This window comes from Arthrobacter sp. AOP36-C1-22, assembly GCF_052377515.1.
GTDB lineage: Bacteria > Actinomycetota > Actinomycetes > Actinomycetales > Micrococcaceae > Arthrobacter_H.
In genome coordinates this window covers 222455-245285 of sequence record NZ_JBQSWW010000001.1, presented here as the reverse complement: position 1 = coordinate 245285, position 22831 = coordinate 222455, and the positions used below count along the sequence as shown (strand labels likewise).

The window sequence follows — 22831 nt, the reverse complement described above, 5'->3', positions numbered from 1 at the left end:
ATACCGACCGATCGTTCAGGAAGGACTTGTCGACGATGACAACGCAGACCCCCGAGCTGGTACCCAGCTATATCCAGGACTCCTGGTGGACTCCCGAGGGCACTGACGGGGCCACGACGGTCCTGGACGCGAACACCGGCCAACAGCTGGCCCTGGTGAGCGCTGCTGGTCTCGATCTGGCCGAGGCCGTGGACCACGGCCGCTCCGTGGGGCACCGTGAGCTCGGGAAGCTGACGTTGCACGAGCGGGCCCTGCGGGTCAAGGAGATGGCCCAGTACCTCAACGAACGCCGCGAGGAACTCTACGACGTCTCCTACCGGACCGGCGCCACCAAGGTCGACAACATGGTCGATATCGACGGCGGAATCGGGGCCCTGTTCATCCTGTCCTCCAAGGGCCGTCGTGAGATGCCCAACTCCAACGTCGTCCAGGACGGCCCCGCCGAGCCGCTATCCCGTGACGGTTCGTTCCTCGGGGGCCATATCTTCACCCGCATCCCCGGGGTCGCCGCACAGATCAATGCCTTCAACTTCCCGGTCTGGGGCATGTTGGAGAAGTTTGCCCCCGCCTTCATCGCCGGTGTCCCCACCCTCGTCAAGCCCGCCACCCCGACCGGATACCTCTCCGAGGCCGTCGTGCGGATGCTGGTCGAATCCGGACTCCTGCCCGCCGGCTCCCTGCAACTGGTCTCCGGCTCCGCCCGCACCCTGCTGGACGTGCTCGACTACCGGGACATGGTCTCCTTCACCGGTTCGGCCTCGACCGCGGACGCCCTGAAATCCCATCCGAACGTCGTCTCCGGCGGCATCCGCTTCACCGCCGAAACGGACTCCCTCAACGCCGCGATCCTCGGCCCCGACGCAGTGGCCGGCACCCCCGAGTTCGAGGCCTTCATCAAATCCGTCACCACCGAGATGACTGTCAAGGCCGGCCAGAAGTGCACCGCCATCCGCCGCGCCATCGTCCCGGCGGGACTCGAAGACGACGTCGTGGCCGCCATCGGCGCCCGACTGACCCAGCGGGTGGTCGTGGGGGATCCGCGGGCCGAGGGGGTCACCATGGGGGCCCTGGCGTCGCTGGACCAACTGCGCGATGTCCGCGGCGCGGTCCAGGACATGCTGGCTGCCGGCGGCGAGATCGCCTACGGCACGTTGGATGCCCCCGTGGTCAGAACCGCTTCGGGGGAGGAACACGAGGTCGCCGAGGGCGCGTTCATGTCCCCTCTGCTGTTGACCTGGGCCGATGCGAAGGCGGAAGCAGTCCACTCGCTGGAGGCCTTCGGCCCGGTGGCCAGCGTGCTGGGCTACACGGACCTGGACGAGGCAGTGGAGCTCGCCGCCCGCGGCAGCGGCTCGCTGGTGGCCACGGTGTGCACCAACGACGGGGACGTTGCCCGTGACCTGACCATCGGGATCGCCGGCCACCACGGCCGGATCCATATCCTCAACCGCGAGACCGCCCGCACCTCCACCGGCCACGGGTCCCCGGTCCCGCATCTGGTCCATGGCGGGCCGGGCCGCGCCGGCGGCGGCGAGGAACTCGGCGGCGTCCGGTCCATCAAGCACCACATGCAGCGCTCCGCCATCCAGGGCTCCCCGAACCTGCTGACCGCCGTCACCGGCGTCTGGCATGCCGGAGCAGACCGGGTCATCGCCGGGGCCCCCGAATTCGGGGCCGTGGAAGGAGCCATCCACCCGTTCCGCAAATCATTGGCCGAGTTGCGGATCGGCGACGCCTTCGCCTCCCCGTTGCGTGAAGTCACCCTGGACGAGATCACCGCCTTCGCGAACACGACCGGCGATACCTTCTACGCCCATACCGATCAGGAGGCGGCGGCGGCCAACCCGTTCTTCCCCGGGGTCGTCGCCCACGGGTATCTGCTGGTGTCCTGGGCGGCGGGGCTCTTCGTCCAGCCGGCCCCGGGGCCGGTGCTGGCCAACTACGGGTTGGAGAACCTGCGGTTCATCACCCCCGTTCCGGCCGGGGACCGGGTCCGGGTCACGCTCACCGCCAAGCGGATCACCCCTCGGGTCACCGACGAGTATGGAGAGGTCGCCTGGGACGCCATCATCCACAACCAGGACGATGAGATCGTGGCGACCTATGACGTGCTGACCCTGGTGGAGAAGGAAGACACCATCTACCGGGACTGGTCGACGCGCGACTGAGGCCTCCGGGAACCTGCCGGCGGCGAGAGCCGCTGGCAGCTCATCCCAGATCCACCATCCGGTATCCCATCCCCCTGACGGTCTCGAAGCGTTCGGCGCCGAGCTTATTGCGCAGATACCTCACGTAGACGTCCACGATGTTCGATCCCGGATCGAAGTCGTAGCCCCAGACCCGGGAGAGCAGCTGTTCCCGGCTGAGGACCTGGCCCGGGTTGCGCAGGAACGTCTCGGCCAAGGCGAACTCGCGGGCCGACAGGTCGACTTCCCGGCCCTGGAGCAGGGCCCGGCGGCCCCGGCAATCCATCTCCAGGTCGCCATTGCTCAGCAGGGCGGGATCCGAGGTGCTGTTTTCGGGTTTCAAACGCAACCGCAGCCGGGCCAGCAATTCCTCGAAATGGAAGGGCTTGGCCATGTAGTCGTCCGCTCCGCTTTGCAGGCCGGTCACCGTGTCGTCGATGCTGCTGCGGGCGGTGAGGATGATCACCGGGGTCTGCAACCCGAAGGCCCGCAGGCGTTTGAGGACCTCGTATCCGTCGAGATCGGGCAGACCAAGATCCAGGATGATGGCCTCGAATTCCCCGTCGGTGGCCAACCGCAGACCTGCTTCGCCGGTATCGGCGACGCTGGGTTGCAAGCCCGCCGCCTTCAGGCCCTTGGCGACGAAGGATGAAATGCGCTGCTCATCTTCGATGATCAGGATCCGGCTCATGTCCGGTGTTCTCCTCTTGGACGGGAAGTGTGAGGGTGAAGATCGAACCGCGCCCCGGGGCGGAGTCCACTTCGACAATACCCCCGTGGGCGGCGGCAATGGCCGAAACGATGTTCAGGCCGAGCCCCGAGCCGAAGCTCCGGGTGCTGTTGCGGCCCCGGCCGAACCTCTCGAAGATCCGCTGCTGGTCGGTGGGCTCGATCCCCGTTCCCTGGTCGCGAACCCACAGCCGCAGCCGGTCGGTCCCGGGTCCGCCGACGGGACCGCCGTCGCGGATGATGGCCGAGCCGAGGCCGATCGCCGTCCCGGTGCCACTGAACTTCACGGCGTTGGCTGCCAGCTGCAGCACGGCCTGGGTCAAGCGCCGGGGGTCCACGGCGACGGACACGTCGGCGCGCTGGTCCACCTGCCAGTTCCGGTCACCGAGGCCGCGGGCCTTGTCCAGGAGCTCATCGAGCCAGGGACCCAGTTCCACGGGCCGGGGAACCACGAAATCGGGGCCATCCGATTTCGCCAGCGTGACCAGGTCGTCGATGAGCAGTGACATGCGGTCGAGTTCATCCACCGCGATGTCCCGGGACTGCATGACGTCCTGGGGGTCGTGGTCGTCCATCAGTTCCAGATGGCCCCGGATGATCGTCACCGGGGTGCGCAACTCGTGCCCGACGTCGTTGAGTAGTTGCCGTTGGGAGGTCAGTGCGGTTTCGAGCCGATCGAGCATGGCGTTGATGGTGAGGGTCAGATCGGCGAACTCGTCGTTCCCCACGGTATCGATGCGTTGGGAGAGATCGTTTTCCGAGATCTGCACGGCGGTCTCACGCAGGAGCCTGACCGGTAGGAGCATCCGTCCGACCATCAGCCAGCTGGCGATGCCCGCCAGGACCGTGACGCCGGCACCGACGGCGATGAAGAATTCGAAGCCGCGATCCAGGGCCCTGACCTCGGCGCCGTAGTCGTAGGCCAGCACGAGTCGGGCCGGTTCCTGGTCGGCGGCCAGCTGGACCGGGACGATCACGGCCCGGTAGGTGGTGGTGGAGGTCGTGACTGAGCTGAGGGCGATCCGGTGCGGTGGGCCGGTGGTCGCCGCCCAGTCCACGAATTCCTCGTCGTTCTCCAACCGGAGGTCGACCGTTTCGGGGGCCGTCCATTGCAGGTTCCCCTGGCTGAAGCTGACCATGCCCTCGGTGCGGGCCGGCAACGTCCGTTGCATGGCGATGTAGAGCAGGTCGTTCGCCTCGGTGAAGGCCTTGCCGGTTTCGGTATCCAGGCCCTGGGCCGCGAGGACCTGGAACTCACCGACGGTCCGGCGCAGGGAATCATCGATCCGGTCGTTCAGGGCCGACCGTTGCAGCAGATAGATCGTTGCCCCGGCGACCACCAGGGTGATGGTCACGATGGCGATCATCCCGATGAGGACGCGGGATCTGACCGACCAGCCCCCACGGGCCGGGCTAATCCTCCTCATCGTCATCATCCTCGTCGTCATCGTCATCATCGTCATCATCGTCATCATCGTCATCATCGTCGTCATCGTCGTCCGCGGGGGACGGGGGAAGCGGCGCGACGGGGGCCTTGGTCTGGGGCGGGACGCGCGTCTTCGCCGGGGCTGCCGGTGCGCTGGAGGGACTCGCCTCCGCGGAGGAGGAGTCGGCGGGCGGGGAGGAAGCCGGCGACGATACGGGCCATTCGGTCGCGTTGATCGGCGGACTATAGGAGGCCTTGTCGCCGGAGCCGGGGGCGTTCAGGTTCCCCGGCAGTGCCGGCAGCGTTCCGTTGTCGACGACGAGGCCGGGGCCCACATCCTGATCGTGCGGGGTGGTCAGCGCCCGGGCAGCAGCAAAGGCGCCGACCACCATCGCCAGCAGAATCACGATGGCGGCGGTCAGATTCACGAACCGTCTCATGCCCCTAGTGTTCCTCCTTCGGATGAGCCGCAGATGAGAGGCTTCCTAGTATGCCTTGACGCGTTGCTCGACGATGAGATGGATCAGGGCGAAGCGTCCCTCGTCGTCGATCGCGGCCAGTGCCGCCTGAAGCGCCGCGGGGATCTCGTCGTCGTCCTGGACGCGGATGCCGAATCCGCCGAAGGCGGTGGCCAGTTCCTGGCCGTTCATGAGGAACTCCCCGTCCCCGGCGATGCTCACCACGCGACGGCCGGGGTGGGCGAGGGAGGCGGCGACGGCCGAAGGGATGGAATAGCCCATCGACCCGTTGCGGGCGCTGATCATGGAGGCATAGCCGTTGGTGGGGAAGTAGCGGTGTGCCCAGTTGGTGTGTTCCCCGGCGCCGAAGGTGACCATGGCGTCACGGGGCAGCGTGGGAACCAGTTGGGCCATCAGGGTGGACATCCGGGCCGGTCCGTCCCCGGGGCCGTTCTCGGGTAAGGCGGCGAACTTCTCTTGTTCGGCGCGCATCCGGGTGGTCCATTCACGCCAGGAATCCTTCACGGGCAGTTCCATGCGGACCAGGTCACGAATGAAGACATCGGGTTTGGCCACGATCTGATGCGATACCGGGCCCGAACGCCCGCGCAGGGACGGATCGATGGTCACCAGGAAGTTCTTCTTCTCCCAGTTCTGCCGGACCGCGAAGCCATCGGTGATGACGTCGCCGGGGACGGTGCCCACGAAGATGAGCAGGTCGGTCTCCTCGAGCAGGTCGTAGGTGGGTTTGGGGCGTCCGTAACCGATGGGCCCCACATACGAGGGCGACGTGAAGGGGACGGTACCTTCGCAGCGCCATTCCGCGGCAGCCGGAAGGTCGTGCTCTTCGAGCCAGGTGGTGAATTCCCGGGCGCCCTCGGCCGTCCAGTCGTTGCCTCCGAAAACGAATAATGGTTTCTCGGACTCGTTCAGGGCCCCGTTCAGTGCCTTCCAATCGGTGACGGTCATGCCTCCGGAGGCGACCGGGATCCGCGGGTGCAGTTCCGCGGGGACGGGACGGGTGATGATGTCCTCGGGCAGGCCGACGACCACCGGCCCCGGGCGCCCGGACATGGCGGCGAACATCGCCTCGGCGACGACCTCCGAGGCGCGTTCCGCGTGGTCGAGGATCATAACGCGTTTGGCGCCGGTACCGAACCAGGCCTTGGGATCGAATTCCTGGAAGGCCTCCTTTTCCCGGTGCTCGAAGGGGATGAGCCCGACGAAGAGGACCATCGGGGTGGAATCCTGCCAGGCGGTATGCAGGCCCACGTGGGCATTGGCCGCCCCGGGGCCACGGGTGACCATCGCGATGCCCGGCCGCGGGTTCATCTTGCCGTCGGCCTCGGCCATGTAGGCGGCCCCGCCTTCGTGGCGGCAGACCACCGTGTCGATGGGGGAGTCGTGCAACCCGTCCAGGACATCGAGGTAGCTTTCGCCGGGGACGAGGTAGGCCCGCTCCACTCCGTGGGCGACCAGGGTCTCAACGATCAGATGGCCGGCGGTCGTGGTGCCGGTTGCAGCCGACCCCCGGGCCGGGGTGGGATCGGCTGCGGTGGATGCGTGCGGGGTGGTTGTCATGGGTGACCTTTTTCGCCGTTGAATGAACCGTCACTGGGGACACGGGCTCCGGGAAGGAGCCGAAGCGTCCGTGCGTGCCGACAGCTAAGTTACCGGACAGTAGCTTCTGGTCCCAGAAACACCGACATGGCATCGTCATGAAACAGGGGTCCCGGCGGCGGCTGTCCGTCCGTAGGATGGGGAGCATGACCCAGAGTTCCCACACCGTCACGGGCCGGGTGGCCGTCCTGCGCCCCTGGACTTTCAGCGACCGTGACATCGCCTCGGTGATCCGGGCCCACGCCGCACCCGACATGGCCGGACAGTCGGCGCGGCCCATCACCGATGCCGCTGGGGCCCGGACCTGGCTGGACGTCATGGTCCCGCGCGCCGAGGTCCGGGAACCGACCGCCGAGGAGGCCCAGGACCAGGGGCCGGATCCGGTCACGTTGCAGGCACTGGCCATCGACGTGGACGGCGTGGCCGTCGGACACGTCATGGTGTCCGGGATGGAATGGCGGCACCAGACCGGTTGGGTGTCCTATTGGGTCGAGCCCTCGGCCCGTGGCCAGAGGCTGGCCTCCGCCGCGGTGGCGGCACTCGCCGGCACGTGTTTCAGGACGTGGGGCCTGTATCGGCTGGAGTTGGGGCACCGGCTGAACAACCCGGCCTCCGGCGCCGTCGCCGCGGCTGCGGGATTCATCCGGGAGGGCGTCGAACGCCAGAAGCTGCGCTACCAGGACGACGGCGGGGCCTGGGAGCGTTTTGATACCGCGCTCTGGGCCCGGCTGGCCACGGACCCGTCCCCTGAGACCGTCCCCCTGGACATCCTGCCGGGGTGAGGCCCGCCGGCCAGGGGAAAGGGGTTCAACCGTCCGTGGCCTGCAGTCCCGAGGTGGCGAAGATCCGGTCGGAGATGGCCCGGATGGTGTCTTCCTTGCGGCGGTTGTAGTCCATGACGACGCCGCCGGCGGCCATGGTTGCCGCCGCCGCGGAGCGTTTGGCCTCGACATACAGATCCCGGTCCCCGGGGTGGACGCGCAACCAGTCGCGAAAGAGCCTGTGGCGGATCGTTTCGGGGCAGTCGGGGCCGAAGACGTGCACGTTGGCCTCCGGGGTCTCGAGCCGAAAGCACCGGTGCCCATGCCAGTCCGGCTCGCGGACGACCAGGGTGAACCCCGCACCCTCCAACGCCTCGCGGTAGGAGGATTCGTCGGCAGGATCGGCGACGGTGACATCGATGTCGATGACCGGTTTGGCCGGCAGCCCGGAAACCGCGGTGGACCCGACATGCTCCACCGCCAGGGCCGTGGGGCCAAGCGCCGCGCGGAGACGTGCGGCTATGAGTTCAAAGGTGGCGGGCCACAGGGGATCAGGCTCCGCGATGACGATGGGACGTGGAACGGGAGGGCCGGTGACCCACACGCCGGGATCCGGTTCCTCATCATGATGGTTCATGATTTCTTCGTCGGTGGCCATGGATCGACAGGCTACTACGCCGCGGTGGCGACGGGAACCGACTGCTGTCAGGCCTCCTGGTAGGGGCTCGGCGGGTATTCCACGGTGTCGTCCTGGACGGCCTCGGCCGGGAGTTGACGCCAGGCCCACCAGCCGAAGAGCGAGGCACCGAACTGCAGGACAAGCACCCCGAGCGTGGCGAAGGCCGGCTGGTTGCCGAAGTAGACGGCCACCTGGGCGACGGCCGATGCCGCCACCACGAGCCAGGCCCACCGGAAGCCGTTGGCCACCCCCACCAGGCCGGCGGGAACCAAGGCAGAAAAGACCAGGGTCAACCAGAAACTGATTTGGATGCTGCCCAGGATCTGCCCGCTGAAGATCGTGGGAAGGGCCGAGGCGAAGGCGATGAGCAGGGTGATGACGAAACCCCAGACCAGGGAGGAGGCCGTGAACGACCTGACCTCGACGGCTCGGCCGAACTTCCCCTGCAGGCGGTACTTGCTGAAACGCCATAGACCGTAGATCGGGACCAGCAGATAGGGGACGGCCTTGAAGAAGCCGTCGTAACCGAATTGCAGGGCGATGACCATCGGACCGGCGAACACGGCGATGATCTGGAACCACCAGCCGAGGTCGTTGCGGCGGGCCAGCAACAGCAAGGCGATCCCGGTCAGCAGCACACCCAGCGCGTCGAGCGCGAGGATCGTTGCCTCGGCGGTGCCAGCGGTCTGGTTGAAGAGGGTCTGGAAGAGCTGGTCCACGAAGAATGCCTATCGAACGGATGGGAGCAGGCGTGGGCGGGGAGCCACACGGAGGGAACCCCACGATGGTACCGCCGGAACGTGGCCGCATTCGAATCCACGCCGGGAGCGATCCGGGGCCGGGCGAGGGCAGGAATCAGGGGCGAAGGCCGTCGAGCATCATCGCGATTGCGTTGTCCTCGACCTGCTCGGGAGTCGAAGGGCCATCGGTGCGGTACCACTCCACGAGCGAGTTGATCGTCCCGAACAACAGGCGCGTGGTGGTGCGCGGGTCGATGTCCTGACGTAGCGTGCCCTCCTGCTGGGCATCGATCACCAACCGGGCCAGACGCCGGTCCACGGCACGCCGGCGTTCCAGCGCCAGACGTTCGATCTCGGTGTTCCCGCGCAGTCGCAGCAGCAGGGTCACATAGGACTGGCGTTCGATCAGCACCCTGATGGTCGAACGCAGGATGAACTCGAGACGCTGCCCGGCGGTGCCGTTGGAGGCGCGGGGATCCTGATCCAGGGCCTCCAGCGGCACCAGGGCCTCGTCCAGGGCCCGGTCCAACAAGTCTCCCTTGGAGGGGACATGGTGGTAGATCGCCGATTTGCTGATGCCCAGATGGTCCGCCAGCGTCCCCATGGACGTCGCATCGTAGCCGTATCTGTTGAAGACCTGGACGGCGATGGACAAGACGGAGTCCTGGTCGTGGCCGGGGCGGCCGCGTTTGGCCCCGGAGGGTCTGCTGGCGGTGGTGGGCATGCCGACGATCCTACTTGTTGCGCAGGTCGTAGATGCGCCGCAGCTTGCCGACCGAACGTGGCAGGGACTCGGGGTCCACCACGTCGACGCGGCAACTGGAGCCGACATGGATCTTGATGAGCTTCTGCAGTTCGCGGCTGGCCTCGATGGCCCGGTCCGAGGTGCAGTCCACCCGGCGTTCGATCTTCACGGCGAGCTCGTCCATCCGGCCCGGACGGGTGATTTCGAGCTGGAAGTGGGGTGAGAGTCCACCGACCTTCAACGCGATCTCCTCGATCTGGCTGGGGAAGAGGTTCACCCCGCGCAGGATGATCATGTCATCACTGCGCCCGGTGATCCGGCCCATGCGACGGTGCCCGGGACGCGCGGTGCCCGGCAACAGGCGGGTCAGGTCATGGGTGCGGTAGCGGATGATCGGCAGCGCCTGCTTCGTCAGGGACGTGAAGACCAGCTCGCCGTGTTCGCCGTCGCGCAGGACCTGGGACGGGTCGAAGGCATCGATGATCTCCGGACGGAAATGGTCCTCCCAGATGTGGCTGCCGTCCTTGGTCTCACCTGATTCGCCGGCCATCCCCGGGCCCATGACCTCGGAGAGGCCGTAGATGTCGCAGGCATCGATATCGAACATGACCTCGAGCTCATGGCGCATCTCCTCGGTCCATGGCTCGGCGCCGAGGACGGCGACCTTCAACGACGTGGAGCGCGGGTCAATGCCCTTGCGCTGCATGGCGTCCCCGATGGTCAGCAGGTAGGTGGGAGTGCACAGGATGGCCTCGGGGGCGAAGTCGTTGATCAGCGTGATCTGCTTCTCGGTCTGCCCGCCAGACATCGGGATCACGGTGGTGCCGAGTCGTTCGGCGGCCGCGTGGGCACCCAGTCCACCGGTGAACAGCCCGTATCCATAGGCGTTATGGACCTTCCATCCCGGTTTGACCCCCGACAGGCGCAGGCAGCGGGCACCGAGCTTGGCCCAGTCGTCCAGGTCGGTCTGGGTGTAGCCGACGACGGTGGCCCGGCCGGTGGTACCCGAGGAGGCGTGGATCCGCGCGACCTCGTGCTGCGGGACGGCGAACATCCCGAACGGGTAGGTCTTGCGCAGGTCCTCCTTGTCGGTGAAGGGGAACTTGGCCAGGTCGGAGAGTTCCTTCAGATCCGTGGGGTGGACCCCTGCGGCGTCGTACTTCTCCTGATAGAGCGGGACGCGGTCATAGGCGTAGGCGACGGTCTCCTGCAACCGGGTGAGCTGGATCGACTCGATCTGATCGCGGCTCATCGTCTCTTCGGGATCGAGCGGGTTGGGGAGTTCGGTTTCTGGGACTGTATGCGTCATTGCTGGCCCTTTGGTGATAGCTGGGTGGGTGGAAGATGCATGACGTCGGTGGTTTGGTTCCGGCGTCGGGCATCTAGCGCTTGGGGACGGTCCGTGAACGACCGCGGAACTCGGCGACAATTTCCTCGCCGCCCTCCGGGGTGGTCTGACGGATCTGGATGTCGTACAAACCGCTGCGCCCTGACTGATGGCGGCGGGTCGCCTCGGCGGTGAGCAGGCGGCCCGGAAGGCCCGGTTTCATGAAGTTGATGTCCACACCCGAGGCGACGGTGACGGTGTCCTCGGAGCCTTCGGCGGGATTGCACGCCATCGCGAAGGCGGTGTCGGCCAGGGCGAAGATCATTCCGCCGTGTCCGATGCCGAAGCCGTTGAGCATTTCGCGACGCAGGGTCATGGTGATCGTGGCCTCGCCCTCACCGACGTGGACCACCTTGATTCCGAGCCATTCCGAGGCGTAGTCGTTGGTGAGTACGGCGTGCTGCGGGGCGGTTTCCGCTGGCACCGCATCGACGTCGGTATCGGTCATGCTGGGACTCCATCCACGATTTACTGAACGTTCATTAGGTAATCTTGAAATGTGATTCAAGTCAAGCCATGAACCGTGGGAGAGGGTTTGTTAACGCACGGGGCAGGACAGGATCCGTGGGGATCCCGCCCTGCCCGAAACCTCAGGTGAGTTCTGCTCAGAGGCGTTCGGTGGCGTCGAGCGCGTCGAGGGCGAAGGCGTAGTCCCAGGCGCGGTCCTTCCACGCTTCGTAGCGTCCCGAGGCACCTCCGTGCCCGCCATCCATTTCGATCTTCAACACGATCGGTTCGCTGCCGGTGCTGATGTCACGCAGGCGCTGCACCCATTTCGCCGGTTCGACATAGAGGACCCGGGTGTCGTTCAGGCTCGTGACGGCGGCGATCTTCGGGTACTGCACCGCGGCGATGTTCTCGTACGGTGTGTAGGACTTCATATAGGCGTAGACGTCCGCGTCGGTGATCGGGTTGCCCCATTCCTCCCACTCCAGGGCCGACAGGGGCAGCTCGGGGTCCAGGATGCTGGTCAGGGCATCAACGAACGGCACCTGCGCCACGATGGCCGTGTATAGCTGCGGTGCCAAGTTGGCGATGGCGCCCATGAGCAGGCCTCCGGCCGAACCGCCCATCGCCACGACGCGGCGCGGGTGGGCCCACCCGGTGGCGACCACGTGCTCGGTGGCGGTGACGAAATCGGTGAAGGAGTTCTTTTTCGCCAGCTTCTTACCGTCGTCGTACCAGTGGCGACCCAACTCGCCACCGCCGCGCACATGGGCGATGACAAAGACGACGCCACGATCGAGCAGTGAAAGCCGGGGAATCGAAAAACCGGGGTCCATGCTCATCTCATAGCTGCCGTAGCCATAGACCAGTGCCGGGTTGGAACCATCCCTGGAAACCTCCCGGCGGCGGATCACCGACAGTGGGATCCGGGTCCCATCGGCGGCGGTGGCCCATTCTCGTTCGGCCACGTAGTCATCGGCATCGTACCCTCCCTTGACCGGGGTCTCCTTGCGCAGCGACAGCTCCCCGGAGTTCAGCGTGTAGTCGTAGATGCGCGGCGGGACCAGGAAGCTGGTGTAGACCAGACGGATGACCGGGGCATCGTATTCGGCGCCGGCCAAAGAGCAGGTGTACAGCTCCTCGTCGAAGTCCGGTTCGGTCACGGAGGCCTGGGATTCGGTGCCCAGCCCGGCCAGCGGAAGGACCTGGATTCGTTCAATGGTGTCCTGGCGGACGGAGACCATGGCATGAGAGGCGGTGACCGCGGTGCCCTCGATCTTCACATCGTCGCGGTGGGCGAAGACCGTGGCCCACTGCTGATCGGCCAACGGTTTGGAGAACTCGTCGGCGGCGACCAGGGAGACCATGTTGTTCTCGGCGTCGAGGTTATGCGTGAGGAGATAGGCACGCTGGCCGTCCACGGTCACCGGGTCCATGCCATGAAGGATCTGTGCCTCGCGGCCCAGCAGCAGGCGGGGAGCGGCGAGTGGATCGACCAGATCCAGCGAATGGGTCTCCGCATATTCGGAGTTGCCGATGGAGATCAGCAGTTCCTGGCGGTCGGGGGAGAGGTCGAAGCCCATCCACATGCCCGGATCGTCTTCCTGGAGCACGACGGTGTCGCGGGAGGGGTCCTGGCCCAGGGTGTGAACCTTGACCTGGTTCGGACGCCAAGAATCATCGACCACCGTGTAGTAGACCCGGGTGCCGTCCGGGGAGAAAGCCAACCCGTAAAAAACGTTCTCGATGACATCGGGAAGTAGTTCCCCGGTGGAGAGGTCTTTGATGCGCAGGGTGAAGCGTTCGTCACCGGCATTATCCTGGGCGTAGGCGAGCAGGTTCCCGTCCTCGGCGACGGCCAAACCGCCCAGCGCAAAGAAAGGCTGGCCTTCGGCTTCGGCATTACCGTCGATCAGGATCTGCTCACCCTCGAACGGTTTTCCGGCTTCGATGACCGGCGGCGTCCAGTCGGCGACAGGATCACCGGTGTCGGTGGCGGCGGCGCGGCAGTGCACCGCATACTGCTGGCCCTCCGCGGTCCGGCTGAAATACCACCAACCATTTTTGCGGGCAGGAACCGAGAGGTCAGTCTCCTCGGTGCGCTCCTTGATCTCGGCGAAGATCTTCTCACGCAGCTCCTGCTGCCCGGCGGTCACCGCCTCCGCATAGGTGTTCTCGGCCTCGAGGTGGGCGATGACCTTCGGATTCTCCTTCTCGCGCAACCACTCATAGTCATCAACGAACGTATCGCCGTGGTGAGTGCGCTGGACGGGGATCTTGGCAGCGACGGGAGGCTGCGCTTCGATGGGGGATTCGCTCATGCGTCCCATTCAACGCCATGACGAAGGGGTCCCGCGCGCTGTTCGCCAGCGGCGTGTTGGGGGCGCGGCTACTGTTCCGGGGCCTCGTGATCGACGGCAGCCGGAATCCCTGGTGGCAGGATGGGTCCATGGCCCTTGAAGAACCGACCGCTGAAACCAACCCCGCCCTCGCCGTCTGGGAATCCGTCCTCGCCTATGCCCCCCGCTTCCTGAAGCATCTGCGCTCCTTCGACCGGCAGCCCGGCTACCAGGTTGCCGTCGCCGTTGATGGGGTGGTCATCGGTACGGTCGCCGGCGGCTATGCCGATGTCGGCTCCGGTACCGGGCTGACGGCGGCCCACCAGTTCCGCATCGCCTCGCATTCGAAGATGTTCACCGCCACCGCCATCCTCCAGCTGGCCGAACAGGGCTCGCTGACCCTTGAGGACGCGCTCGCCGACCACCTGCCCGAATTGGCGGGGACGGAGACGGGGAAGGTCACCGTAGCGGAGCTGCTCTCCCATTCTTCCGGGTTGACCCGTGACGGCACGGATTCGGACTTCTGGGTCCTGTCCCGGCCCTTCCCCGGCCGCGGGGTCCTGCTCGAGACCGCTGCCGGGGGTGGGGGCATCGGGCGCCATGTCCATTTCAAATACACGAACATCGGCTACGGTCTGCTGGGTCTGGTCATCGAGGCCGCCAGCGGACAGGACTACCGCGGATACGTCCGGGAGAAGCTGATCGAACCGTTGGGGCTCCACGACACCGGGCCGGATCTGGACGAGGGGGCCACCGAGCTGGCGACCGGGTACGGGGCGTTGGCCGTGATGGGGGAGCCCTATACGCTCGAGCACCGGTGCACGATCGACCACGTGGATACCGGCGCGCTGAGTGCTGCAACCGGTTTCTACTCCACCGCAGGCGACGTCGTGCGATTCCTCTCGGCCCATCTGCCGCAGCGCCCGGGACGACCGGTCGCGGGATCCCCGGTCTCCGAACACTCCAAACGCCGCATGCAACGCAAATTCGAACCCTCGGGGGTGCCCGGCCGGGATTACGGGTTGGGGATGATCCTGCAGGAGGTCCACGGACACGAGACCTTCGGACATAGCGGCGGCTACCCGGGACATATCAGCCGCAGTTGGGCGTTGCCGAAAACCGGGGTCGCCCTCAGCGTCCTGACCAATGCCATCGACGGCCCGGCCACGACCTGGGGCGAGCAGCTCATCGGGTTGGCGACCCTCGCTGCGGCGGACACCCCGGCATCGTACGCCGACGTCCCCGCAGAACACCTCGACCGGTTCACCGGGCGGTTCGCGGGTCTGTGGGGTGTCCAGGACATCGTCGAACTCGGGGGCAAGCTGTATTGCCTGTCCCTGGGCGCCGCCCCCGATCCGGCACTGGCCGAACCGCTGGAATATGTGGATTCCCGGACCCTGCGTACGCGCGATCCCAACGGTTTCGGCGGGTACGGGGAGGACTTCGTCTTTGAATTCGATGCCGCCGGAGCCGCAGCCATCCGGGGCCCCGGGGGCATGAAGCTGGTCCGGCAATCCGATTTCCGGTTGCCGTCAAGGGTGGCCGACCCAGCAGGCTGACCCGGCCTGGTCGTCGCGAGCGTCGGGTGTGGGGTGAAAAAAATAACACACGCCGCTGAGCACTCCCTGTGAGCTGGGTCACGATGCCTTATTGTCTAAGGGAGTCCAAGACCCGTGAAGACGGGCCGCACCACCAGCGAACGGGGTAGAGAACTTGCGACATCACATCAGGGCGGCCCGGACCGGGCGCCGTCGAACAGGGCTGGTGGTCGCGGCGTTCCTGGCCGTGGCCTCGCTTTTATTCGGTGCGACGGGAGCAGCCGCCGATACCTCGGCATCAGGCTCCGGTAATTCCGCCGTCGAAGGCAAGACCTTCGTCATCGGCACGGATACGACCTTCGCGCCGTTCGAATTCCGCAATGCCGACGGTGAACTGACCGGCATCGACATGGACATCGTCCGCGCAGTGGCCGAGGACCAGGGCTTCAAGGTGGAGATCCGATCGCTCGGGTTCAACGCCGCACTGCAGGCGTTGACCTCCAACCAGGTCGATGGCGTCATTGCGGGCATGTCCATCACCGATGAGCGCAAGGAGGTCTACGACTTCTCGGAGCCCTACTTCGAATCCGGCGTCCAGATGGCCGTTGCCAAGGGCAACGACGACATCAAGGGCTACGAGGATCTCAAGGGCAAGACCGTCACCGCGAAGACCGGTGCCGAAGGCGAGACCTACGCCAAGTCCATTGCCAAGAAATACGACTTCAAGGTCAAGTCACTGGACCAGTCGGCGAGCATGTACGAATTGGTGAAATCCGGAAACGCCGTCGCCGTGTTCGATGACTACCCGGTCCTGGCCTACGGCATCGCGCAGAATAACGGGCTGAAGACCGTCACCGACAAGGTGCCCGGCGGGTCCTACGGCTTCGCCGTGAACAAGGGCAAGAACGCCGACCTGTTGGCTGCCTTCAACGACGGGCTGGCCAAGCTCAAGGCCGACGGGGAATACGACAAGATCCTCGATAAGTACCTCGGCGATCCCACGGCCGCCCAGCCCACGAGCTTCTGGGAACTCCTGGAAAGCTCGTTGCCGGCACTGCTCAAGGGTCTGAAGAACACCATGGTCGTTACCGGGATTTCCTTCGTGGTCGCCATGATCATCGGCCTGGCCGCGGGATTCATGAAGATCGCACGGAACATCATCGTCCGCGGGATCTCCACGACGTTCGTGAACGTCTTCCGTGGCACCCCGCTGCTGCTCTGGGCCTTCATGTTCTACTTCGGCATCCCCCAACTGACGGGCCTGCCCATCAATATCTGGGTTGCCGCGGTATTGACCCTGTCACTGAACTCGGGGGCCTATGTCGCGGAAATCGTCCGCGGCGGCATCCAATCGGTGGATCCGGGGCAGATGGAGGCCAGCCGGTCGCTGGGCCTGGGCTACGGAAAGTCCATGCAGAAGGTCGTTGTTCCGCAGGCGTTCAAGATGATGACCCCATCGCTGATCAACCAGCTGATCATCATGCTCAAGGACTCCTCCCTGCTGCTGGCCATCGGCTTCGCCGAACTGCTGTACCAGGGCCAACAAATCTACGCGGCGAACTTCCGCGTCACCGAGACGCTGTTCATTGTCGGCGTCATCTACTTCGTCGCGGTCATGCTGCTGACGAAGCTGGCCAACTTCGCTGACAGGAGGTTCAACAAATGAGTGCGTCGACAACGGAAACGGCCCGCAAGCTGATGATCGAGGTGCGTGGACTGCGCAAATCGTTCGGCTCCAACGAGGTCCTGCAGGGGATCGACGCCGAGGTGGCCGAGGGGGAGGTCGTCTGCGTGATCGGCCCTTCGGGCTCGGGCAAGTCCACGTTCCTGCGTTGCCTGAACAAGCTCGAGGACATCTCCGGAGGCACGGTGGTGGTGGACGGCTTCGACCTCACCGACCCGAAAGTGGATATCAACGACGTCCGCCGCCATATCGGCATGGTCTTCCAACACTTCAACCTCTTCCCGCATATGACCGTGGCGGAGAACGTGATGCTGGCTCCCGTCGAGTTGAAGAAGGCGTCCAAGGCCGAAGGGCGGGAGAAGGCGATGGAATTGTTGACCCGGGTCGGGTTGGCCGAGAAGGCCAAAGCCCGGCCGGCCGCACTTTCGGGCGGGCAGAAGCAGCGTGTGGCCATCGCCCGGGCGTTGGCCATGAACCCCGGGATCATGCTCTTCGACGAGGCCACCAGTGCCCTGGACCCGGAGATGGTCGGGGAGGTCCTGCAAGTCATCCGGGATCTGGCCAATTCGGGGATGACCCTGGTTCTGGTCACCCACGAGATGGGCTTCGCCCGCGAGGTGGGGGACCGGGTGATCTTCATGGCCGACGGCGTCGTCTGCGAAGAGGGGACCCCCGAGCAGCTCTTCAATGACCCGCAGCAGGAACGCACCAAGGAGTTCCTCTCGAAGGTCCTCTGACCCGGCCAGGGCCACCCGGTCCGACGGCGGGGGCCGGTATGGATGCCGGCTCGCCTCCGTCGTCGTTTCCCGGGGCCCTGGCTCCTTGTCCGCGGGCCCTCTCCGTGCCTACGGTGAAGATGGACGTTCCCGGAACCGCACCCCGGGGACGGCAAGGCGGCGTTCGTCGCCCTGCAGGCAACCAGCGAAGGAGCGATTCATGAGTTCCGAAACGCCAGAACGAGACCCGAATATGGAACCGGACCCCGGATCCGAGTTCGCGCCCGACCCCGAAGAGTCCACCGGAGATCCAATGGACCCGGTGCCCACCGATGGTCGGGGAGGACAACCGGCCGAGGGGTCCTCGGACGATGCCGCCATGATGGAAGAGGGCGACCCGCTGCATGAAGCCGGATACGCCGAAGCCGAGGAGCTGCCGTTCGTCGAGGAAGAAGTGGAAGACCTGGAAGACCAGGGCGAGCTCTCCGACCCGGAGGCCGACCGACTGGCCAACGCCTCGATCGACGAGGAAGAAGACGAAGGGCTGGACCGGGTCCTGGCAGCCGACGCCGGGGACGACGTGAACCTCGACGGGGATCCGGACCCGGACGACGACCTCGACTCGAACTAGGGTCCGCCGGAAGCGGCCGGTTAGCGTGCCACCCAGGCGATGGCCAGAACGACGAGCGCCATGACCGGCATGAGCACCGCCGGCAGCATGGCCGAGATCCTCGCGTGGCGTTCGGCTGCCGGCGATGGCTGCAGCGGGTCCACCAGTGGATCCGCGGCATCTGTCAGCGCCCGGCGGAGTTGCCAGGCGGACATGAGGGCGATGGTCACCGCGGCCACGGCCAGCACCCATCCCGCGTTCAGGACCACGATGGCCGGTGTTCCATGGTGGGGGTCGAAGAAACCTGACAGGGCCGCGGCACCCGTGGCCAGAACGAAGACCACCGCGAAGACCCACAGGTGCCGTACGGCAAAGTTGAAGTAGTACGGCAAGCCAAGCATCAGGGCCATCGGGATCAGGACCAGGCCCAGCTGCGGCAGTGAGAGCCCGAGTGCGGAACCGCCGAAGACCGCGGAAGCGGCGCGGCCGAGCACCACGATTGCCAGCAGGGACACCACCGGAGCCATGACGGAAACGCTGGACGCCCCGGTTCGCCGGACCGTGGGCAACTCCAGTTCTTCGGCGTAGGTGCGGGGGTCCCCGAAAGCGTCACCGGCGGCCTGGCCGGAATCGGCGACGTGCTCGCGCACCACGGCCACCGCGTCGCCGATGGCCTCGCCGCGCACCCCCCGTAGGCGCAGGGCGAGAATGAAATCGTTGATCCAGGACTTGTCGGTCTGCGTGGGGCTCATGATCCGCCTTTCGTGATCGGTTGACGCCGAGACGTATAGTTCGCTGCTTGACGCAGTCATGGCATTCTGAGTTCCGAGACGAGGAAGGCCAGGGCGATCAGCGGCATCAAGAAATGCGGGATCGTCCCGATGAGCCGGGCGACGATACCCGTGGGGGCAGGGGCCGGGCCCGTCGGGCCCGGCAAGGGATCCTGCGGGGTGCGGAGATCGTCGACGACCGACCAGACGCTAGCCGCAAGCATCGCGGCCCCGGAACCGATGGCGAACCACAGGGGCTGGAGGTTGAGCCAGGCCGGGAAGCCTCGGTCGGGGTCGAAGAGGCCCGCCCCGATACCGGCGCCGATCACCACGAAGAAGGCCACCGCGAAGACCCAGAGGTGGCGCACCCCGAGGTTGAAGTAATACGGCAAGGCCAGTACGAGCGCACAGGGAAGTGCGAAGAGCAGTAGTTGCGGCAGTGACACCTCCATGGGGCTCCCCGCGAACACGGCAGGGATGGACTGGGCGAAGACCAGCAGCCCCGTCAGCGAGATCGCCGGCCCCATGATGACCGGGCTGCCTGGTCGAAGATTCGGTTGACGCGGCAGGTCGAGTTGCTTCGCGTAGAAGCTTGGATCCCCGAAGGCTTCGTGGGCGTCCTGCCCGGAATCCGCGATATGCCCGCGGACCACGGCTGTCGCATCGCCGATGGCATCGCCGCGGACCTCGCGCAGGCGCAGGGCGAGGATGAACTCTTCGATCCAGGATTCGTTGGGTTGCGTGGAGCTCATGGCCGGGGCTGCCTTTCGTGATCAGTGGACGGCGATACTGCCGTCTGGTCCGGCTCGGAGGCCAGGAAGCGGCAGGTCAGTGCCGCGAATTGCTGCCACCCGCGGCGGTGGCGTTCGAGCTCGGCCCGCCCCTCGGTCGTGAGGGAGAAGTACTTGCGGCCCGGGCCGGAGGTTCCGGCGCGCCATTCGGTCTCCACCCAGCCGGCCCCCTCGTACCGCGTGAGCAGCGGGTACAGGGTCCCGCCCTTGACCACGCCGAGTCCCGCTTCTTCCAGTTCTGCGATGATCGCGTAGCCGTAGGACGGCCCGGATTCCAGGGCCCGCAGGGTGCATAGCCCCAAGAGGGCACGCATCCAATCGGTGGGCCACGGGGTTCCCGGGGGCCCGTCGTCGGCAGCCGCGTGGTGGATGGACATGAGTAGATTGTCTGTCTAACTAGTAAGTGTGTCAATCTTTTGGGAGGTCGGGCGCATCAATTGACGGATAGGTGATCTGCCCCATATCCTGAACGAACGGTCAGTAATTCGAATACTTGTCACAGTGAGGTGAGCCGCTTGGCTGCACAGAACGACCCGAACGGGCCCCTGTCCACGGTTCCGACGCCGGAGGAAGAGGCGGCGCAGGAGCACTTCGACGCGGTCATCGCCGAAGACTCGCGCATCGAGCCCCGCGACTGGATGCCGGAGGGGTACCGCAAGACCCTCACGCGGCAGATCTCCCAGCATGCCCACTCCGAGATCATCGGCATGCAGCCCGAGGCCAACTGGATCACCCGCGCCCCGAGCCTGAAGCGCAAATCCATCCTCATGGCCAAGGTCCAGGACGAGGCGGGCCACGGTCTCTACCTCTACTCGGCCGCCGAGACCCTGGGCACCCGCCGGGACGTGCTCACCGAGCAGCTGATCTCCGGCAAGGCCAAATACTCCTCGATCTTCAACTACCCGGCCCGCTCCTGGGCAGATATGGGCGCCATCGGCTGGCTGGTCGACGGTGCCGCCATCGTGAACCAGGTTCCGTTGTGCCGTGCCTCCTACGGGCCCTACGGCCGGGCCATGGTGCGGGTCTGCAAGGAGGAATCCTTCCACCAGCGCCAGGGCTTCGAGATCCTCATGGAGCTGGCCGCCGGCACCGAGGCCCAGAAGCAGATGGCGCAGGATGCCATCAACCGCTTCTACGGACCCTCGTTGATGATGTTCGGTCCTCCGGACGGGGATTCGCCGAACTCGCAGCAGACGATGAAGTGGAAGATCAAGCGCTTCACCAACGACGATCTGCGCCAGCGCTTCGTGGGCATGATCGCCGAGCAGGTCAAGGTGCTGGGGCTGACCCTGCCCGATCCGGAACTGCGTTTCGACGAGGAAACCGGCAAATGGATCCACAAGGACCTGGACTGGGCCGAGTTCAAGGCAGTGATCGCCGGGGCCGGACCGTGCAACGCGCAGCGCCTGCAGCGTCGCCGCGATGCCCACCACGAAGGGGCCTGGGTCCGCGAGGCCGCCGCAGCATATGCCGAGAAGATGCAACAGGAAGCAGAGGTGGCCTAGGTGGCCCAGGAAAAGAACCAGCACGACGCCGGGGCCCCCGCCACCCGCGAATGGCCCCTGTGGGAGGTCTTCGTGCGCTCCGCCCGCGGTCTGTCGCATGTGCACGCCGGATCGCTGCACGCACCGGATTCCGAAATGGCGGTGCGCAATGCCCGGGACCTGTACACCCGGCGCAATGAGGGCGTCTCGCTCTGGGTCGTGGCCTCCACGGACATCATCGCCTCAGACCCGGATTCCAAGGGCCAGTTCTTCGAATCCCCCCAGGGCAAGGACTACCGGCACGCCACGTACTACAAGAAGAGCGAAGGCGTGAAGCACCTGTGAGCGCCACCGAGACCACCGAGAGCTACGGCGACTCCACCGCCTCGGCCACCCGCATCACCCCCGGCAACGCCCTGCGCCCGGAAGACATCCAGCTGCAGCAGGGGGCACCGGGCGAAGCGGTGGCCCAGTATGCCCTGCGTCTGGGCGACGACGCCCTGGTGCTGGCCCAGCGCCTATCGAACTGGATTTCGCGCGGCCCGGAAATCGAAGAGGACATCGCCCTGGGCAATATCGCCCTGGACCAACTCGGCCATGCCCGCTCGTTCCTGTCCTATGCCGGGTTGGCCTGGGGCAAGAGCGAAGACGATCTGGCCTACTGGCGCGAGGAGGAGGACTTCCGCTCGCTGCACCTGTTCGAGCAGCCCAACGGCGACTTCGGGGTCACCATCATGCGCCAGCTGATGATCTCGATCTACCAGCACCTGCTCTACACCGAGCTGCTGGATTCCTCCGATGAGACCATCTCGGCGATCTGTGCCAAGGCGGTCAAGGAGGTCGACTACCACCGTGACCACGCCATCATGTGGACCCGCCGGCTGGGCATCGGCACCGAGGAATCGGCCCGCAGGATGCGCCATGCCCTCGAGGTCCTCTGGCCCTATGTGGGCGAACTCTTCGAAGACGAGGACCTCTACGACGAACTCGGCGACGCCGGGGTGCGGCCCTCGAGCCTGCGCGAACGGTGGGACACCGAATTCGCCGCCGTCCTCGAGTCGGCCGATCTCGAGGTCCCGACCGGCCCGTTCGCGCTCTGCCGCGGCCGCCACGGCGAGCACTCCGAACACCTGGGCCATTTATTGGCGGAAATGCAGGTCCTGGCGCGCAAGCACCCCGGCGCCAGCTGGTAAGGAGCAAGCCATGAGCACGAGCACGACGACCCTGTGGGCCATCGCCGCGCAGGTTTGTGATCCCGAGATCCCGGTGTTGAGCATCGAGGACCTGGGCATCCTGCGTGATGTCCAACTCGCCGAGGACGGCGGTGTGCGGGTGGTCATCACCCCGACCTATTCGGGGTGCCCGGCCATGGACGCCATCCGCGAGGACCTGCAGACGGCGTTCCACGCCGAGGGCTACGGCGACGTCACCGTCGACCTGGTGCTCTCCCCGGCATGGACCACCGACTGGATGAGCGAATCCGGCAAGCTCAAGCTCGAGGAATACGGGATCGCCCCGCCGACCGGAACCGGTCACCGCGGTCCGGTCACCCTCGGCCTGGCCGTGAAATGCCCGCTGTGCCACAGCCTCAATACCAAGGAACTCTCCCGCTTCGGGTCCACCTCCTGCAAGGCGCTGTACCAGTGCCGGGAGTGCCTGGAACCCTTCGACTACTTCAAGGTGCTTTCATGACTGAAACGACCCCCCTGCCCGAGGCAGCC

23 protein-coding genes are annotated in these 22831 nt (G+C 66.0%); 10 read left to right on the top strand and 13 right to left on the bottom strand.

What is annotated here, in order from left to right; all coding sequences use genetic code 11:
• Window positions 1-35: 35 nt before the first annotated feature.
• Window positions 36-2168, top strand: a complete 2133-nt coding sequence (gene paaZ / locus ACT3S6_RS01265; RefSeq protein WP_443382434.1) for a phenylacetic acid degradation bifunctional protein PaaZ — start codon at window positions 36-38, stop codon at window positions 2166-2168.
• 40 nt (window positions 2169-2208) lie between these two features.
• Here paaZ and ACT3S6_RS01260 read toward each other — a convergent pair whose 3' ends face one another.
• Genes ACT3S6_RS01260 through ACT3S6_RS01245 form a run of 4 tightly spaced genes read right to left on the bottom strand, consistent with a single transcriptional unit; the run spans window position 2209 to window position 6380 of the window.
• On the bottom strand, window positions 2209-2877 hold the full coding sequence (locus ACT3S6_RS01260; protein ID WP_443382436.1) for a response regulator transcription factor: 669 nt from the start codon (window positions 2875-2877) through the stop codon (window positions 2209-2211).
• Window positions 2849-4342 carry a sensor histidine kinase gene (locus ACT3S6_RS01255; RefSeq protein ID WP_443382438.1) on the bottom strand — a complete coding sequence of 498 codons (1494 nt, stop codon included), beginning with the start codon at window positions 4340-4342 and terminating at the stop codon, window positions 2849-2851. Before ACT3S6_RS01255 ends, ACT3S6_RS01260 begins: the two co-directional genes overlap by 29 nt.
• Window positions 4329-4781: a hypothetical protein gene (locus ACT3S6_RS01250; RefSeq protein WP_443382440.1), complete on the bottom strand. Its 453-nt coding sequence runs from the start codon at window positions 4779-4781 to the stop codon at window positions 4329-4331. Before ACT3S6_RS01250 ends, ACT3S6_RS01255 begins: the two co-directional genes overlap by 14 nt.
• Before the next feature lie 45 nt (window positions 4782-4826).
• The gene (locus ACT3S6_RS01245; RefSeq protein WP_444553348.1) at window positions 4827-6380 is read right to left on the bottom strand and encodes a thiamine pyrophosphate-binding protein; all 1554 of its coding nucleotides are present in this window, start codon (window positions 6378-6380) and stop codon (window positions 4827-4829) included.
• Between the two features lie 185 nt (window positions 6381-6565).
• On the opposite strand from ACT3S6_RS01245, the gene ACT3S6_RS01240 reads away from it, so the two are divergent.
• Window positions 6566-7201 (top strand): GNAT family N-acetyltransferase, encoded by a 636-nt coding sequence (locus ACT3S6_RS01240; RefSeq protein WP_443382444.1) that lies wholly within the window; start codon window positions 6566-6568, stop codon window positions 7199-7201.
• Window positions 7202-7226: 25 nt separating this feature from the next.
• Here the strand turns inward: ACT3S6_RS01240 and ACT3S6_RS01235 are convergent, their stop codons facing one another.
• The 6 genes from ACT3S6_RS01235 to ACT3S6_RS01210 form a co-directional block, all read right to left on the bottom strand.
• Entirely contained in the window at window positions 7227-7838 is a 612-nt protein-coding gene (locus tag ACT3S6_RS01235) for a GrpB family protein (RefSeq protein WP_443382446.1), read from the bottom strand.
• A gap of 47 nt (window positions 7839-7885) precedes the next feature.
• On the bottom strand, window positions 7886-8578 hold the full coding sequence (locus tag ACT3S6_RS01230; RefSeq protein WP_443382448.1) for a nicotinamide mononucleotide transporter: 693 nt from the start codon (window positions 8576-8578) through the stop codon (window positions 7886-7888).
• A 136-nt stretch (window positions 8579-8714) separates the two neighbouring features.
• Window positions 8715-9323 (bottom strand): TetR/AcrR family transcriptional regulator, encoded by a 609-nt coding sequence (locus tag ACT3S6_RS01225; protein ID WP_443382450.1) that lies wholly within the window; start codon window positions 9321-9323, stop codon window positions 8715-8717.
• A gap of 10 nt (window positions 9324-9333) precedes the next feature.
• Window positions 9334-10653, bottom strand: coding sequence for an AMP-binding protein (locus ACT3S6_RS01220; RefSeq protein ID WP_444553347.1), 1320 nt, complete (start codon window positions 10651-10653; stop codon window positions 9334-9336).
• A 73-nt stretch (window positions 10654-10726) separates the two neighbouring features.
• Window positions 10727-11179 (bottom strand): hydroxyphenylacetyl-CoA thioesterase PaaI, encoded by a 453-nt coding sequence (gene paaI / locus ACT3S6_RS01215; RefSeq protein ID WP_086997961.1) that lies wholly within the window; start codon window positions 11177-11179, stop codon window positions 10727-10729.
• A gap of 157 nt (window positions 11180-11336) precedes the next feature.
• Window positions 11337-13508, bottom strand: a complete 2172-nt coding sequence (locus ACT3S6_RS01210) for a S9 family peptidase (protein ID WP_443427006.1) — start codon at window positions 13506-13508, stop codon at window positions 11337-11339.
• Window positions 13509-13627: 119 nt separating this feature from the next.
• Here ACT3S6_RS01210 and ACT3S6_RS01205 point away from each other — a divergent pair, with 119 nt between their 5' ends.
• The 4 genes from ACT3S6_RS01205 to ACT3S6_RS01190 all read left to right on the top strand — a co-directional run bounded on the left by ACT3S6_RS01205 (window position 13628) and on the right by ACT3S6_RS01190 (window position 18086).
• A complete protein-coding gene (locus ACT3S6_RS01205; RefSeq protein ID WP_444553346.1) occupies window positions 13628-15076 on the top strand; it encodes a serine hydrolase domain-containing protein in 1449 nt (482 codons plus the stop codon).
• Between the two features lie 154 nt (window positions 15077-15230).
• A complete protein-coding gene (locus tag ACT3S6_RS01200; RefSeq protein ID WP_443382460.1) occupies window positions 15231-16721 on the top strand; it encodes an amino acid ABC transporter substrate-binding protein/permease in 1491 nt (496 codons plus the stop codon).
• Window positions 16718-17476 carry an amino acid ABC transporter ATP-binding protein gene (locus tag ACT3S6_RS01195; RefSeq protein ID WP_443382462.1) on the top strand — a complete coding sequence of 253 codons (759 nt, stop codon included), beginning with the start codon at window positions 16718-16720 and terminating at the stop codon, window positions 17474-17476. The genes ACT3S6_RS01200 and ACT3S6_RS01195 overlap by 4 nt, the downstream gene beginning before the upstream one ends.
• 199 nt (window positions 17477-17675) lie before the next feature.
• Complete coding sequence (locus ACT3S6_RS01190) at window positions 17676-18086, top strand: hypothetical protein (RefSeq protein ID WP_443382464.1); 411 nt, start codon at window positions 17676-17678, stop codon at window positions 18084-18086.
• Between the two features lie 20 nt (window positions 18087-18106).
• Here ACT3S6_RS01190 and ACT3S6_RS01185 read toward each other — a convergent pair whose 3' ends face one another.
• The 3 genes from ACT3S6_RS01185 to ACT3S6_RS01175 are packed head-to-tail and all read right to left on the bottom strand — an operon-like array spanning window position 18107 to window position 20003.
• Entirely contained in the window at window positions 18107-18817 is a 711-nt protein-coding gene (locus ACT3S6_RS01185; RefSeq protein WP_444553345.1) for a hypothetical protein, read from the bottom strand.
• 56 nt (window positions 18818-18873) lie between these two features.
• Window positions 18874-19587 (bottom strand): hypothetical protein, encoded by a 714-nt coding sequence (locus ACT3S6_RS01180; RefSeq protein ID WP_443382468.1) that lies wholly within the window; start codon window positions 19585-19587, stop codon window positions 18874-18876.
• Window positions 19584-20003 carry a PadR family transcriptional regulator gene (locus ACT3S6_RS01175; RefSeq protein WP_443382470.1) on the bottom strand — a complete coding sequence of 140 codons (420 nt, stop codon included), beginning with the start codon at window positions 20001-20003 and terminating at the stop codon, window positions 19584-19586. The genes ACT3S6_RS01180 and ACT3S6_RS01175 overlap by 4 nt, the downstream gene beginning before the upstream one ends.
• Before the next feature lie 138 nt (window positions 20004-20141).
• Between ACT3S6_RS01175 and paaA the strand changes: the two genes are divergently transcribed.
• Genes paaA through paaD form a run of 4 tightly spaced genes read left to right on the top strand, consistent with a single transcriptional unit; the run spans window position 20142 to window position 22802 of the window.
• Window positions 20142-21131, top strand: a complete 990-nt coding sequence (gene paaA / locus ACT3S6_RS01170; RefSeq protein WP_443382472.1) for a 1,2-phenylacetyl-CoA epoxidase subunit PaaA — start codon at window positions 20142-20144, stop codon at window positions 21129-21131.
• On the top strand, window positions 21132-21455 hold the full coding sequence (paaB, locus tag ACT3S6_RS01165; RefSeq protein ID WP_443382474.1) for a 1,2-phenylacetyl-CoA epoxidase subunit PaaB: 324 nt from the start codon (window positions 21132-21134) through the stop codon (window positions 21453-21455).
• Window positions 21452-22303 (top strand): 1,2-phenylacetyl-CoA epoxidase subunit PaaC, encoded by an 852-nt coding sequence (gene paaC / locus ACT3S6_RS01160; RefSeq protein ID WP_443382476.1) that lies wholly within the window; start codon window positions 21452-21454, stop codon window positions 22301-22303. Before paaB ends, paaC begins: the two co-directional genes overlap by 4 nt.
• A 10-nt stretch (window positions 22304-22313) precedes the next feature.
• Window positions 22314-22802 (top strand): 1,2-phenylacetyl-CoA epoxidase subunit PaaD, encoded by a 489-nt coding sequence (gene paaD, locus ACT3S6_RS01155; protein ID WP_443382478.1) that lies wholly within the window; start codon window positions 22314-22316, stop codon window positions 22800-22802.
• The last annotated feature ends 29 nt before the right edge of the window (window positions 22803-22831 follow it).

Excerpts from the sequence above, each read along its gene's own strand:
- paaZ (WP_443382434.1), top strand. The coding sequence starts at position 36 with ATGACAACGCAGACCCCCGAGCTGGTACCCAGCTATATCCAGGACTCC.
- ACT3S6_RS01260 (WP_443382436.1), bottom strand. The coding sequence starts at position 2,877 with ATGAGCCGGATCCTGATCATCGAAGATGAGCAGCGCATTTCATCCTTC.
- ACT3S6_RS01255 (WP_443382438.1), bottom strand. The coding sequence starts at position 4,342 with ATGAGGAGGATTAGCCCGGCCCGTGGGGGCTGGTCGGTCAGATCCCGC.
- ACT3S6_RS01250 (WP_443382440.1), bottom strand. The coding sequence starts at position 4,781 with ATGAGACGGTTCGTGAATCTGACCGCCGCCATCGTGATTCTGCTGGCG.
- ACT3S6_RS01245 (WP_444553348.1), bottom strand. The coding sequence starts at position 6,380 with ATGACAACCACCCCGCACGCATCCACCGCAGCCGATCCCACCCCGGCC.
- ACT3S6_RS01240 (WP_443382444.1), top strand. The coding sequence starts at position 6,566 with ATGACCCAGAGTTCCCACACCGTCACGGGCCGGGTGGCCGTCCTGCGC.
- ACT3S6_RS01235 (WP_443382446.1), bottom strand. The coding sequence starts at position 7,838 with ATGGCCACCGACGAAGAAATCATGAACCATCATGATGAGGAACCGGAT.
- ACT3S6_RS01225 (WP_443382450.1), bottom strand. The coding sequence starts at position 9,323 with ATGCCCACCACCGCCAGCAGACCCTCCGGGGCCAAACGCGGCCGCCCC.
- ACT3S6_RS01220 (WP_444553347.1), bottom strand. The coding sequence starts at position 10,653 with ATGACGCATACAGTCCCAGAAACCGAACTCCCCAACCCGCTCGATCCC.
- paaI (WP_086997961.1), bottom strand. The coding sequence starts at position 11,179 with ATGACCGATACCGACGTCGATGCGGTGCCAGCGGAAACCGCCCCGCAG.
- ACT3S6_RS01210 (WP_443427006.1), bottom strand. The coding sequence starts at position 13,508 with ATGGGACGCATGAGCGAATCCCCCATCGAAGCGCAGCCTCCCGTCGCT.
- ACT3S6_RS01205 (WP_444553346.1), top strand. The coding sequence starts at position 13,628 with ATGGCCCTTGAAGAACCGACCGCTGAAACCAACCCCGCCCTCGCCGTC.
- ACT3S6_RS01195 (WP_443382462.1), top strand. The coding sequence starts at position 16,718 with ATGAGTGCGTCGACAACGGAAACGGCCCGCAAGCTGATGATCGAGGTG.
- ACT3S6_RS01190 (WP_443382464.1), top strand. The coding sequence starts at position 17,676 with ATGAGTTCCGAAACGCCAGAACGAGACCCGAATATGGAACCGGACCCC.
- ACT3S6_RS01185 (WP_444553345.1), bottom strand. The coding sequence starts at position 18,817 with ATGAGCCCCACGCAGACCGACAAGTCCTGGATCAACGATTTCATTCTC.
- ACT3S6_RS01180 (WP_443382468.1), bottom strand. The coding sequence starts at position 19,587 with ATGAGCTCCACGCAACCCAACGAATCCTGGATCGAAGAGTTCATCCTC.
- ACT3S6_RS01175 (WP_443382470.1), bottom strand. The coding sequence starts at position 20,003 with ATGTCCATCCACCACGCGGCTGCCGACGACGGGCCCCCGGGAACCCCG.
- paaD (WP_443382478.1), top strand. The coding sequence starts at position 22,314 with ATGAGCACGAGCACGACGACCCTGTGGGCCATCGCCGCGCAGGTTTGT.